We start from the raw sequence: 13,061 nt of genomic DNA, 5'->3' as shown, positions 1-13,061 counted from the left end.
AGAGGCATAGTTGCCGGGTCGGCTTGTGCCGGAGCTGCGCGCCTTTGTGGGACGCCGGCTCAGACGCGCGAGGATTGTCTATCGGATTTCTGCTGGCGAGCATGTCATGCAGGATGCCTAGGGTATCCGGCAATTACAGGTTCCGGATTATCGGTTGTGAGCGTTTTCATGAAGGCGCCTGATTCCTCCCTGTCCGGATCTGCTCTAGAAGTTGGAGAATGAACGACAAACCCGCCATTGTCTGGCTCCGCGAAGATTTCCGCCTCGCCGATAACGCGGCCCTGACTGCGGCGACGCAGACCGGAGCGCCGCTCCTGTTGATCCATATCCGGCCCGAGCGCCCTTACGGCATGACTGCTGTGGACTGGTTTCGCGAGAAAACGCTGGCGCATTTTAACGTGGACTTGCGATCTCTGGGTGGAAAAGTTCACGTTTTCGCCGGAGATTCGGCGCGTCTGTTGCCCGAAATCGCGGCGCGCGTTGGCGCAGCGGCGGTGTTTTGGAACCGGCGTTACGATCCGGTCGGGCGGGAGATCGACGCCGGTTTGAAGCGGGAATTCGCCCCCTGTGGAACCGAGGCGCACAGCTTCGCAGGCGCGTTGCTTCATGAACCATGGACGGTGAAGAACCGTGTAGGGCAGCCGTTCAAAATCTTCTCCGCCTATTGGCGCGCGGCCTGCGAGGCAGGTTCGCCAAGGCCACCGCTGCCTGCACCGCGAGAACTCAAATTCTTTACCGAGCCAGTCACCGGGGCGCAGGAGGAGCAGCTTCCATGGCCCGCGTGGACGTCCTCGCTGGATGCGCATCATAAATTCGGAGAAGCCGCCGCACAGGACCGCCTTGTCCGCTTCATCGCTGACGATCTTGGCCATTACGAGGATGAGAGAGACTTTCCTGACCGTGACGCGACCTCTGGCCTGTCGCCTTATCTGCGTGTTGGACAGATCAGTCCGCGACAGGTGTGGAACGCCGTAAGCGACGCGTCTGTGAACCCTGCTCATGCTGCCGCACGCGCCAAATTTCTGGCGGAGCTTGGGTGGCGGGAGTTCGCGTGGTCCGTCTTGTGGGAGCATCCGGGCCTTGCTGACCATGCGCTGCGCCAGGAATTCGAAGGCCTGCCGTGGAGGACCGACCCGTCGGGGCTGGAGGCGTGGAAGCGGGGACGGACCGGCTATCCGCTCGTCGATGCGGGCATGCGCGAACTCTGGCGCTCGGGCGTGATGCATAATCGGGTGCGGATGGTCGCGGCGTCGTTTCTGGTCAAGCATTTGCTGATCGACTGGCGTCTTGGCGAGCAATGGTTCGCCGAGACGCTGGCCGATTACGATCCCGCCAGCAACGCTTTGAACTGGCAGTGGTGCGCCGGAACGGGGGCGGACAGCGCCCCGTTCTTCCGCATCATGAATCCGGTGCTGCAGTCCCGGAAATTCGACCCGTCGGGCGTCTATATCCGCAGATGGGTTCCAGAGCTGAAATCGGTTTCGGACAAGGACATTCATGCGCCGTGGGAGAGTCCCGGCGGGTTGCCTGCGAATTATCCGCTTCCCATTGTCGATCATGCAGCGGCTCGTCGGCGGGCGCTGGCCGCATGGGACGGCGTGCGGGGCGGCGATGGGCAAGCGTAACAGCGGATTTGTCGGCAACTATGTCTGCGTCGATGAGTCACTATAATCGCGGGCTCCTTGCGTTCCTGAAGATCGACGCTGTTGGAGAGCGCTCTGCGCCGGGCCGACCGCGGCTCTTCGCCATATCCGCCCACATCTTCAGACAGGAGCCTACTTACCGTCCGGCCGTCTTTCGCTAGACTGGCGGGAATGTCCGCCTATTCCCCCTATGACGCGCCAGCCATTATCGCCCGCCACGGCTCGTTTTCCTGCCTGACGCCCGATGGAGAACTGCTGTCGCTAGACCGGGACGGCGCGCTCGCTCTCATCGCGAAGGCGGGGCCGCCTCTGGTGGTTCATGCCCCGGAGGCGGCCCGCAAGCTTGGCCTGCCGCCGCCGGGGCAACCGTCGCCGTGGTTCGATCTGCTGGAGCTGTTCGCCTTCGTGCATCCGGCGCATCCGGCCGCCCCTACGCCACTCGGGTTGTCGCTCGCGCTAGGCATGGCGGACGGTGCGGTCGACGTTGATCGCCTGCCGGGTCTGGCGACGCGGCTGCTGGCGGATCTGCGCGGCATGCCCCCGGGAGAGACGCGGGAGATGACGAACGCGCTCGCGGTGAGACTGCGTGCGGTGGGGTGGATGTGGGGCGATGCGGTCATGGAGGCGCTCGATCTCGAGGGACCTACGCCGCGATCGGCCATGCAGCCCGGCGACGCGATGCGGATATGGCGGGCGCTGCCGAAATGGGAGGAGACGCCGCCACGTCCCGCGCCGGGCTCTCGGCCTGTGACGCCGGCCGAAGCGCGCGCCCGGCTTGCGACGATCCTCGGGCCGGGGGCGGAGACCCGCGTGGGGCAGGCGGACTTCGCGGGCGTTGCGTCCAGTGCTTTTGCGCCGCGCGAGAGCCGGGGGGCGCCGCAGGTGGTCCTCGCCGAGGCGGGCACCGGAACGGGGAAGACGCTGGGCTACATTGCGCCAGCCAGCCTGTGGGCGGAACGCAATGGCGGGGCGGTCTGGATCAGCACGTATACGCGCCATCTCCAACGACAGATCGAAAGCGAGACGGCGCGGCTGCACCCGCGCGCCGCCGCGCGCCGCCGCAGGATCGTCCTGCGTAAGGGGCGGGAGAACTACCTGTGCCTGCTGAACATGGAAGAGGTCGTTAACACCGCGCCCACGCGCGGAGCGGGCGTCACGATCGCGCTGTCCCTGCTGGCGCGCTGGGGGCTGGCGACGTCTGAAGGCGACCTGTTCGGAGGCGATCTGCCGGGCTGGTTCGGAGAGGTTTTCGGTCACGCCATCGTCGCGGGCGTCGCCGACCGGCGCGGCGAATGCATCCACGGCGCCTGCCCGCATTATCAGCGGTGTTTCGTCGAGCATTCGATCCGTCGCGCGCGGGAGGCCGATCTCGTGGTGGCGAACCACGCGCTTGTCATGTCGCAGGCCGCATGGGCGCAGCAGGGCGCGGCCAATCCGGACGACGCGGCCAATGACGAGGACGGCGTACCGACGCGCTACGTGCTTGACGAGGGACATCACGTTGCTGACGCGGCAGACAGCGCCTTTTCGCTGGAACTGTCCGGACTGGAAGCCGCTGAACTGCGCCGTTGGCTTCTGGGGGCGGAGGGCAGCCGCTCCCGCGCGCGCGGGCTAAAGCGTCGTCTGGATGATCTGGTGGTCGGATCCCCGCGACTGGAGACGCCCCTCGACGCCGCTCTTCTGGCGGCGAAAGCCTTGCCTGCGCCGGGGTGGTCGGCGCGGCTCTCCCTCGCTGACGAAGACGTGGGGGAGCCGCCGGACGTCGTCGAAAGCGACCCGTGGAGCGTGCTCGCTCTTCCCTCGCCACAGGCTTCGGAAGCGGAGCTGATCAACCCGACAGAGGCGTTTCTTGCCCTGCTGCGGGCGCAGGTGCTCGCACGCACTGCGGGCGCCAGCCGGGTGACGCTGAACGGGCGCGAGTGCGATCTGTATCCTCTGGCGCCGGGACTCGCCGAAGCAGCGGCGGCGCTTTCACGTGCGTTGGGTCGTGTCGCCGAACCTCTGCGCACGCTGGTCGACCGCCTGCAGGATCGTCTCAGCGAAGAAGCCGACACGCTGGACGCGACCTCCCGCGGGCGGATCGAGGCGATGACGCGCACGCTGCGCCGCCGCGCGCTGTCGCGTCTCGACGGCTGGGTCGCAATGCTGAGCGCGTTTGCCGCGCCACCCGAAGAGGGAATCACGCCGCAGTTTATTCGCTTCATCCGTCTGACGGCGCGTGGAGGACAGCGGCGTGGCGAACTGGACGTCGGCCTGCATCAGCACTGGCTCGATCCGACCATTCCGTTCGCGGCCGTCCTTGCCGCACCCGCGCACGGATTGCTGATCACTTCGGCCACGTTGCGTGACGAGACTGGCGCAAAAAGTGGAGACGCGGTCGAGCGCGCGTGGGAGGCTGCGGAGTCGCGCGTGGGTGTCAATCATCTGCCCGCGCCCGCCGTGCGGGCAGCCTTGGCCAGTCCGTTCGACTATGCAGCGCAAACCCGTGTTTTCATCGTCAACGACGTCGCTCATCACAATGTAGATGCGCTCGCTGCCGCCTATCGCACGTTGTTCCTCGCGTCGGGAGGCGGGGGGCTTGGGTTGTTCACCGCAATTGAGCGATTGCGCGGGGTGCATCGTCGCATCGCCGAACCGCTAGAGGCTGAGGGGGTTTCGCTGTACGCGCAGCATGTTGACGCGATGGACAACACCACGCTGGTCGACGTGTTCCGCACTGAAACCCATTCCTGCCTGTTGGGGACAGATGCGATGCGCGACGGCGTGGATGTGCCGGGGCATGCGCTACGGCTGGTTGTGTTCGAGCGGGTGCCCTGGCCGCGCCCGGATATCCTGCATCGCGAACGCAGACTGCATCTCTCGCAGGGTGCGCCGGGGCTGTACGACGAACGGATCGCGCGTCTGCGCCTGCGGCAGGCGTTCGGACGCCTGATCCGCGCCCGCGGCGATCGCGGCGTTTTTGTGCTGCTGGAGCGTCGCACGCCGTCGCGCCTGCTCAGCGCATTCCCCAGCGGCGTGCAGACGCAACGGATGGGACTGGCCGCAGCGGCGGCGGAGATCAGGAGGTTCTTCGCAGAGACGCCGCAGGGCGGAACGTGAAAACAGAGTCTTCGCGGGGAGTTGCGCGCAACAGACATTGCGTGTTCGTGTAACGAAAAGCCGTTAAAGAAGCAGCCTGAGTTTATTATCGACAGTGCGTGCTTCTTGGGGAAGATCGACCGCAGTTCAAAGCGCGTGTTCATGCCGTGCGTCCAGGCGTTGTAGCTGGTCGTCGCAGGAATTTCGATCACATCCGGAGCGCCGTCAGGGCGAAGCTGACGATAGGGTCGGACGTCGTGCCGCCACGAAAAAGATGTTTGCCGACCGTTCCAAACAGTATGCTGGCGCCATATTCGTGCATCCAGGCGTTGTAGCTCCGGGGTTGGCGGTTCGAGGCTGTCGGCGTTGCGAGCGGATGAACAGGCGCCGAGAGGCGGGCAGGTCATGGAGAGCGCCATTGTTCCTGGGGCTGTCACGGCGAGGCCACGCGTCGCAGCTCGGGCAGTCTCGTGAATCAAGGTTGAAGGCTGTCGTAATTTCAGCTGGTTTGACGAAAGTTGTTGGTCGGTCCGTCGCCGATCGTTTTTTCATGAAAGACGGTTTCTTCTGTGCCGTAGCGGGCGCCGCCACTCTGGGCAAGTCGCTTCAAACTCTCTAAGAGTGCGGATATGCGAGGCGGGACGCAGTTCATGAACCGGATATTGGCCAGCTGGCCATTGGTTCTGCTCGCTCTGATGGCGCGGTTGAGTTTCGGCGGTCTCGTTTTACCGCAAGCCGCTCCCGACGATCCCGTGGCGCGTGTCGCGGCGCTGTCCCTCCTGTGCGACAGTCAGCACGTTGGCGATGGGACCCCGCACGAACACATCCCTTCCGACATGGGCGATGGGATATTCCTGCTTGGCGACGCGCTCGACAACCCAGCCCCGGCGTTCGTGGCGTTCGCTCTGCTTTTTCTGACGTTCTGTGTTCCGTGCGCCCGCGTCTGGTGTTTTCCGCCGGTGCGTGGGCCGCCACTGCGCCGCGTCGCCAGTCTCTACCCGCAGGGACCGCCAGCCTGATCTGAAACGAGTTTTCGTAACCCGCGTGTTCGCTCGAACGGAGGCGCGGAGTATTTCTGTTTCATTCAGGTTATACCATCATGATTCGCATCACAAAAGACGCGCGCCGCGGCGGCGCAATCGTCGGCGCGCTTGCGCTGGCTATGCTTCAGCCCGACTTCGCCAGAGCGTCCACCGCTCGTCCGCCGTCGCGGTCCACGCATGCCGCTCCGGCCGTTCCAGCGCGCCGCGCGCAGCAAAAATCGAAACCCCGCCTTCAATCGGACCGCCCGGCGCCGCGTCCGGAAGAGATCACTGTGAACGGCGTGGACCGGCTGTCGGTCGCGGCGCGGCCAACGGGACAGACGACCTACAGCGCGGAACGCAGTGATTTCGCCAATCGTTCGGCGCAGACTGTCGCCGACATGATGGCGACCATTCCCGGCGTGACTGTGATGCAGGGCAACGGGCCGCGCGACACCGTGATCTCCGTACGTGGCTCAGGCGCGAGGCAGTCCTACGGGCTGAAAAACCTCTCGGTGACAGAGGACGGATTTCCCGTCACCCAGCCTGACGGAACGGCTCGTGCGGATCTGATTGATCCGCATGCCTATGCGGGCGTCGACGTCTTTCAGGGACCGGCGTCTTCGCTCTATGGAAACTACGCCATCAATGGGGCGATCAATTTCCGGACGCGCAACGGCGCCGACGTTCACGGGGTCGAACTGGGGTCTGATTTCGGCAGTTTCGGGATGATCAACAACTACGTCACGTTGGGCGCAGGGAACCGCAGATATGACTTGATGCTTTTCGGCAGCGATGTTCGGGGAAATGGATTTATACCGAACAACGCCTATGCGACCTCCACTGAAAACATGCGTCTGCGCGTTGTCCTGACACCGGCCGATCGTCTTGTGTTGAAGGTGATCAATAACGTCACGGACACGTTTCTGCCACTGCGCCTGTCTCTCTCGCAGTATTTGGCCAATCCCTATCAGCAGGGATGCGCGAACGCAGCCAGCGCCTCGAACGGTTGCGCCTCGGTCAACCTGCTGAGCAACGGACGTTACGGAGCGACGCGGGCGACCAGTCCGCAGCAGGCGGGGCTTGGTCGCTTTGACCGACGGACGATTGTCGGTTTGCGCTGGGAACATGATTTCAACGCGCAGACCCAGTGGAGAACGCAGTTCACCTATGATCAGCGTCATGTCGATCAACCGACCTCGACTACAGCCTTCGTCGGCCCGTTCAATTCCTATAATGTGCAGACCGATCTTACGAATCGTGGACACATCGGCGCGACGCCTTTGACAAGCTTCGTTGGCGCGAATTTCGATTACATGGATTACGGGTATCAGGTGTACAACCTGACGCCGCAGGGCGGCGCGACGCGCGGCGCGCTGAATTCGACGTCCTATGGACACCAGTTCAACATTGGCCTGCGATTTCAGGAAGACTGGAAATTCGCGCCCAAATGGCGGGCCGTGGTGGGGTTGGGCGGCACATACTCGGATATCGGGGCAGTCGAGACGCTCTACGCCTACGGAGCGTCATCGCGTTCGCTGCAATATGTTACGGCGAACAGATATTTCTTCAATCTCGCCCCGGAGGCGTCTCTCGTTTACGCGCCATCAAAGGCGTGGACCCTGCATACGCGCGTCGGCACGGCCTACGCCACGCCGTCATATTCAAGCTTTTTTGTAACGCGGCAGGGAAATTACGGAAACAACACATCCCTGAAGAGCGAAACAAGTCTGGGTTTCGATCTGGGCGCGGAGTGGCGTCCCTCGGCCGATATCGACGTGCAGGCGACGGGGTTTTACGAATTTTATCACAACGAGTTTGTCAGCCAGTCCGCAGGCGTCAACACGGCCGCCGGAAGCTACACCTTCAACGCGCCAGCGTCTGAACACCGAGGCGTCGAACTTGGCGCAACCTGGTGCCCGCTACGCACGCGCATGCCCGGCTTGCAGTTCAAGCTTTCCTACACCTATGACAACCAGATCTACACGAACTACATGGAGACGCTGACCAGCGGGGCCGTGTCGCGCAGTTTCTCGCGAAAGGGGCGTTATATCCCCGGCGTGGCGCCGCATTTTTTGAACGCACGTGTAATGTACGATCAACCCGACGGCGTCTTTGAAGGGCTCGGCGCGTTCGCGGAAGTCGCATGGCGCAGCGATATGTGGATCGACAACGCCAATATTCTCAAGGTTCCCGGTTATGCCTTGTTGAGTCTCGAGGTTCATTACGACCCTCCTGCACGATTCGGGTGGGCGCATCGATTGCATAGCTATTTCGAGGTGCAGAACGTCACCAACCAGATTTACGCTGCGGGCGCCACGGTGATCGCCGATAGCTTGCTGAGCAGTGGGCGACAGGCCGGGGCCGCGACGCTGGCTGGAAAAACCGGATCAATTTACGCAGGATCGCCACGCGCCTTCATGGGCGGCGTGCGCGTGAGATTCTGAGGGAAAATTAAAATGAAGCCAAAACAATTTTCCCTGTGGCCAGATCACCGCACCATCTGGCGGTGGCACTTCTTTGCGGGACTTTTCTGTCTTCCGTTTGTGGCGTTTCTCAGCCTGACCGGCTCAGTCTATCTGTTCAAACCGCAGATCGACGACTGGATTGACTGGCGCCTCGATCATCTCTCCGTCACAGGGCCTGCGGCGTCGCCGACGCAGGAGGTGCGCGCGGCGCTCGCCGCCGTTCCGGGCGGGCGCTTGCTCGCCTATGAACTTCCGCGAGGCGTCGGCAGCGCGGCGCGCGTCGTTGTCGACCATGGTGGCGAAGCGATCCGTGTTTACGTCGATCCGTCTTCCCTCTTGATACTCAAGAAGATTCCGGAAGAGTCGCGGTTCGAACGCATTGTCTTCAAGCTGCATGGGCAACTGCTTTTGGGTAATGTCGGTTCAGTGATCATGGAGATGGTGGCCTCGTGGACGATCGTGATGATCGTCACCGGGATATATCTGTGGTGGCCGCGAGGCGGCGCGCGAGGTGGAGGAGTGCTCTACCCCCGCGTCGGCCGGGCGCGTGCGCGGTGGCGCGATTTGCATGCCGTCACAGGCCTTTGGATTTCCCTGTTTCTGGCGCTGTTTCTGGTCTCCGGGTTGCCGTGGTCTTTCGTATGGGGGCATGCGCTGGCTCGGGTTGAGACCACCGTGGGTAAACTGGCCTCGGTTCAGGATTGGGAAATAGGAGCGGTTTCAGCGCGAGACGTCATCGTCGGACACCCCGCGGAAAATTCTGGTGCGATTCAGCGAATGCCGGGCATGGACATGGGCGACATGGATATGCCGGGCATGGATATGGCCCGGTCGACCACCGCGATATCGCCATCGGCAGATCCGCTTGCAGGGCTGGACGCAGTGGTCATCGCAAGCCGACGTCTGGGGTTTCCTGCTCCCGTTCTGGTCACGCCGCCTGCCCGCATCGGCGCGCCATGGCGTGTGCGCTCGGACACGCAGGATAGACCACGCCGCGTCAGCGCCCTTCTCGATGCGAAGGGAGCGGTCCTCTCCATGGAACGATTTTCTTCGAAAGGCGTGGCTGATCGCGTTGTCGCTTACGGCGTCGCCGCGCATGAAGGACAACTGTTCGGTTGGGCCAATCAGGTGCTCAATCTGTTCGTCGCAACGGGTTTGCTGACTATGAGCGTCGCTGCGACGATCCTGTGGCTGCGGCGTAAAACGCCTGGTCATCTGGGCGCTCCGTCGCCGCTCGCCAGCCAGCGGGTTGGCGTGGGATCTCTTGTCGTTATGACGGCGCTGGGCGTTCTTCTGCCTGAACTTGGCGCGTCGTTGCTATTGATTGTCGTGGCGAGCGTCATACTGAAAAAGACATGATATTTGGTCAGCTCATGGCGTTCGTATTCGGCTGTGGCGCGACCCGTCCTCGCGCGATAGCATCGGGCGATGAAGCGAATGTCCGCCCATGAGCATGAAGCGAGCGTTTGTATTTCCCGGTGGAATCTGATCGAAGACGGAGCGCCTTTGAAAACGGCGTCTTCGTATCTGCTGCCGGTAACTTGCGATGGCGTCGCCGCAATGTTGAAGGTCACCGCCGATCCCGACGAGCAACGAGGCGCCGCGTTGATGGCGTGGTGGGGCGGTGCGGGCGCCGCGCCCGTCCTGAAGCATGACCTAGGCGTCATTCTGCTTGAGCGCACCTCCAGAGATCGCTCGCTTGCGGCGCTTGTTTACGAAGGAAGCGATGACGATGCGACGTCGCTTCTCTGTGCGACGGCCGCGCGCCTGCATCTGCGTCAGGGGGGGGATGCTCCATCCCTGAAGCCGCTCGAAGACTGGTTCGCCTCTCTGCTCAATCTATCGCAGACGGATGAAGCGTGGATCGTGGGATGCTCGACACTGGCGCGGCTGTTGCTGAGCGAGCAGAGCGCCGCTGTGCCTTTGCATGGCGATCTGCATCACGGCAATATTTTGGATTTTGGATCGCGCGGCTGGCTGGCGATAGATCCGAAGGCGCTTTGGGGTGAGCGAACTGCTGATTACGCCGCCATGTTCCTGAATCCAGACCTTGCTGACCCCGCTCGACCGTTTGCGGTGGACAGCGGGACGTTCGAACGTCGCGTCCGCACGGTCTCCAGCCTTGCAGGCCTCGACTCTCGAAGATTGCTGCGATGGATACAGGCATGGAGCGGCCTTTCGGCGCTCTGGTTTCTTGAGGGCGGCGGCGATCCTGTCGTCCAACGCAGGATCGGGGAGCTGGCTGCTCGATCTTTGGCGCAATAGGTGTCCGGGACGCGGTGAAAGCGTCGTGACAAAAATGTTCTCTGGCCGGAATGTTTTGCGTCTTTCGGCGCCAGTGCTGCCGCGTGTTCAGGGTCATTTCCGATTAGTTGTGAAGCCGCGTTCGGCTCCGGCGCAATAGGCGTACATTTATCGAAAATATTTCAACAATTGATTTTTATAACAAGAAAAATCTCTTTTTTGGTTGCGTCTGTTCGTTCGTCTGGCAAATGCTCCGCCAGAGCGCGTCGGCAGCGGTCCCGCCTGCGTTCGCTCTGACGGAAGGGTCGCTCCTTAATTCGTCAATTCGACAGCGTCGCTCGTCGTGACGCGCCCCAGCATCGGGAAGATCTTCTCGAAAGCGAAATCATGCATGTCTTTTGAAAGGCTTGATGTTACATCTTCAGCGACCACAACGCCGTAGCCATGTTCGTGCGCCGCGCGCGCCGTGGACTCGACGCCCATGTTGGTCGCGACGCCCCCCAGAACGATGGTCCTGACGCCACGTCGACGGAGTTGAAGATCAAGTTCCGTTCCGTAGAAAGCCCCCCATTGTCTTTTGGTGACGCGCAGATCGGAGGGTTCGGCCAGATCGTCGCAGAGTTCGGACCAGTTTGCGGGGCGGCTGTCTGTTGGCGGCGCCAGCGAACGATCCACGGGGGTTTTCACGGCGTCCGCAAAGTCAGCGGCGAAGGCGACATTCACAAGTACTACCGGGGCTCCGGCGGCACGGAAACGTTGCGCCAGCAGTTTGGAACGAGAGAGAATAGCGTCGCTGGCATGCGGCTCCAGCTGATAGCTCATGATGCCCTTCTGGAGATCGATCAGGACGAGGGCGGTTGTGGAGGCGGGTAGAGAAATCATCCATTCTGCTCCGGCATGGCGCTCGCGCTCCTGCGCGTTGTTCGATCAGGAGCGGTCGGGTAGAATTTGAGGGTGCGTTCAAGTAGGAGCATTATTTGAGTATGAACTCAAATTCGTCAAGCGGAAAAAACCGGGCGCCGCTGGCTCCGCAACGGGCGGTCGGGCGCCAGCGGGTGGCTGAATTGCTGGACGCAGCGTCGGACATCATTGCGGAGCGCGGCTACGAAGCGACGACAATGGCGGAGATCGCCGCGCGAGCCGGGGCGAAAATCGGTTCGCTTTATCGTTTCTTTCCAAACAAGGACGCGGTGGCGGGGGCGTTGCTCGACCAACATCTTGCGATCCTGACGGAGGCGTATGCGGCGCTGGAGCAGCGTGCCGCAGGGAGGTCGCCGGATGAACTGGCCGACATGCTGATAGAGTTTCTGGTGTCGATCTATCCGCAGGTGAAATCCCTTCCTGCCCTGATGGATATGCGCGAAGACGTGGCGGATTTTCGGCGCCGGTTGCATGCTCATGCTCTGGCGGGCGTCTCGGGAGCGTTGCGCGTGTGCGCGCCGCATCTGGATAAAAAAAATTCTGAAGATATTTCAGCGGTTCTTGTGAACAATATGAAAGTGTTGTTGGGAATGACGCGCAGAACGGTCATCTCGACGCCGGGCGCGCCGGAGGAGTTGCGGTTGATGAACCGTCTGTATCTGTCCAGCAGGTTGAAGACGCACGGAGCCTTGTAATACAGAGCGCCGTTGACTTGTGTGGACGTACGCTGCGCATACAGAAAACTTCTGCGCCGATATGGCGACAGACGGACCTTTATGAGAACCGATGTTTTTCGTTCCGATGGTGAAGATTTTTGATATTTTCTTCAAAAATCAGTGATGTTTTGAGACGCGACCGCTGCGAGCGGGTGGACCCGGCGTCGCGTTCACAGAAAGCCGTGCGTAGCATTGGAAGGTCAGCCCGGCTTTCTGGAAGCGGTCAACTGAGTCAGTTGCGCCGCCAGTCGCTCGGCGCTTGCGTCCACGGGCAGCACGCCCACAAGCCGGTTGTCTCCGTCCATAAGGTAGAGCACGGAACTATGGTCCATCAGATAGGCGCCGGGCTTCTCTCCGCTCCGGGGCGTGCGTCTGTTCGCCATGACGTGAAATTCGTGGAGCATACGGTCGATATCGCCGCTACGCCCGGTAAGGCCGATGATGTCGGGTGAAAACGTAGAGACATAGCTTTTCACCACTGCGGGAGTGTCTCGTTCGGGGTCGACAGTGACGAACAGCGGCGTGATCGCGGCGCCGACAGGGCCGAGCGAGTCCAGAGCCTGGGTTACCGTCGCCAACGTAAGCGGGCAGACGTCGATGCAGTGAGTGTAGCCAAAATAGATTAGGGTTTGACGACCGTGGAAGGTGTCTTGCGTGACAGCTCGTCCGTTCATGTCGACAAGCGCGTAAGGACCGCCGACGGTATCTGGAGTCCTGTGCGCGAGCATGAGACGCAGCCCCGCCGCGCCAAGAAAAAGCGCAGCGATAAAAGCGACGACCGCTACGGACGGCCACCGGCGCTTTAAGGTCAATGGCGACGACTTGTCCGCCGAACGCGTTCCCGGTCGTCCCGATGCTGGGCGCGTCATGCGTTCCTCCTGCCTGCCCGGTCCGACACAAAGTTCAGTTTATAAAAGCCGATGGGAACATGCCATACCCGGTTTGACACCGGAGCCGCCTGTAAGCTGC

Annotated in this window: 9 protein-coding genes; 7 read left to right on the top strand and 2 right to left on the bottom strand. The window is 62.1% G+C overall.

Going from position 1 to position 13,061, the window contains the following annotated elements; all coding sequences use genetic code 11:
* Positions 1-218 precede the first annotated feature (218 nt).
* The 6 genes from G442_RS0111510 to G442_RS0111475 all read left to right on the top strand — a co-directional run bounded on the left by G442_RS0111510 (position 219) and on the right by G442_RS0111475 (position 10,476).
* Entirely contained in the window at positions 219-1,625 is a 1,407-nt protein-coding gene (locus G442_RS0111510; protein WP_026398115.1) for a cryptochrome/photolyase family protein, read from the top strand.
* A 189-nt stretch (positions 1,626-1,814) separates the two neighbouring features.
* Positions 1,815-4,742 carry an ATP-dependent DNA helicase gene (locus G442_RS0111505; RefSeq protein ID WP_026398114.1) on the top strand — a complete coding sequence of 976 codons (2,928 nt, stop codon included), beginning with the start codon at positions 1,815-1,817 and terminating at the stop codon, positions 4,740-4,742.
* A 629-nt stretch (positions 4,743-5,371) separates the two neighbouring features.
* Complete coding sequence (locus G442_RS0111490; RefSeq protein ID WP_026398112.1) at positions 5,372-5,740, top strand: hypothetical protein; 369 nt, start codon at positions 5,372-5,374, stop codon at positions 5,738-5,740.
* A gap of 80 nt (positions 5,741-5,820) precedes the next feature.
* Positions 5,821-8,190, top strand: a complete 2,370-nt coding sequence (locus G442_RS0111485) for a TonB-dependent receptor family protein (RefSeq protein WP_035376544.1) — start codon at positions 5,821-5,823, stop codon at positions 8,188-8,190.
* 12 nt (positions 8,191-8,202) lie between these two features.
* Entirely contained in the window at positions 8,203-9,570 is a 1,368-nt protein-coding gene (locus G442_RS22035; RefSeq protein WP_051292231.1) for a PepSY-associated TM helix domain-containing protein, read from the top strand.
* 69 nt (positions 9,571-9,639) lie between these two features.
* Positions 9,640-10,476: an aminoglycoside phosphotransferase family protein gene (locus tag G442_RS0111475; protein WP_211229143.1), complete on the top strand. Its 837-nt coding sequence runs from the start codon at positions 9,640-9,642 to the stop codon at positions 10,474-10,476.
* 291 nt (positions 10,477-10,767) lie between these two features.
* Here G442_RS0111475 and G442_RS0111470 read toward each other — a convergent pair whose 3' ends face one another.
* Positions 10,768-11,337 carry a hydrolase gene (locus G442_RS0111470; RefSeq protein ID WP_026398109.1) on the bottom strand — a complete coding sequence of 190 codons (570 nt, stop codon included), beginning with the start codon at positions 11,335-11,337 and terminating at the stop codon, positions 10,768-10,770.
* Between the two features lie 101 nt (positions 11,338-11,438).
* Between G442_RS0111470 and G442_RS0111465 the strand changes: the two genes are divergently transcribed.
* The gene (locus tag G442_RS0111465) at positions 11,439-12,071 is read left to right on the top strand and encodes a TetR/AcrR family transcriptional regulator (protein ID WP_026398108.1); all 633 of its coding nucleotides are present in this window, start codon (positions 11,439-11,441) and stop codon (positions 12,069-12,071) included.
* A 221-nt stretch (positions 12,072-12,292) separates the two neighbouring features.
* Here the strand turns inward: G442_RS0111465 and G442_RS0111460 are convergent, their stop codons facing one another.
* Positions 12,293-12,961, bottom strand: coding sequence for an SCO family protein (locus G442_RS0111460; protein WP_026398107.1), 669 nt, complete (start codon positions 12,959-12,961; stop codon positions 12,293-12,295).
* Between the last annotated feature and the right edge of the window lie 100 nt (positions 12,962-13,061).

The organism is Acetobacter nitrogenifigens DSM 23921 = NBRC 105050 (genome assembly GCF_000429165.1).
Classification (GTDB): Bacteria; Pseudomonadota; Alphaproteobacteria; order Acetobacterales; family Acetobacteraceae; genus Acetobacter; species Acetobacter nitrogenifigens.
This window is presented reverse-complemented; position numbering and strand designations above follow the sequence as displayed.

Coding starts and splice junctions, on each gene's coding strand:
- G442_RS0111510 (WP_026398115.1), top strand. CDS start 219: ATGAACGACAAACCCGCCATTGTCTGGCTCCGCGAAGATTTCCGCCTC.
- G442_RS0111505 (WP_026398114.1), top strand. CDS start 1,815: ATGTCCGCCTATTCCCCCTATGACGCGCCAGCCATTATCGCCCGCCAC.
- G442_RS0111490 (WP_026398112.1), top strand. CDS start 5,372: ATGAACCGGATATTGGCCAGCTGGCCATTGGTTCTGCTCGCTCTGATG.
- G442_RS0111485 (WP_035376544.1), top strand. CDS start 5,821: ATGATTCGCATCACAAAAGACGCGCGCCGCGGCGGCGCAATCGTCGGC.
- G442_RS22035 (WP_051292231.1), top strand. CDS start 8,203: ATGAAGCCAAAACAATTTTCCCTGTGGCCAGATCACCGCACCATCTGG.
- G442_RS0111475 (WP_211229143.1), top strand. CDS start 9,640: ATGAAGCGAATGTCCGCCCATGAGCATGAAGCGAGCGTTTGTATTTCC.
- G442_RS0111470 (WP_026398109.1), bottom strand. CDS start 11,337: ATGATTTCTCTACCCGCCTCCACAACCGCCCTCGTCCTGATCGATCTC.
- G442_RS0111465 (WP_026398108.1), top strand. CDS start 11,439: ATGAACTCAAATTCGTCAAGCGGAAAAAACCGGGCGCCGCTGGCTCCG.
- G442_RS0111460 (WP_026398107.1), bottom strand. CDS start 12,961: ATGACGCGCCCAGCATCGGGACGACCGGGAACGCGTTCGGCGGACAAG.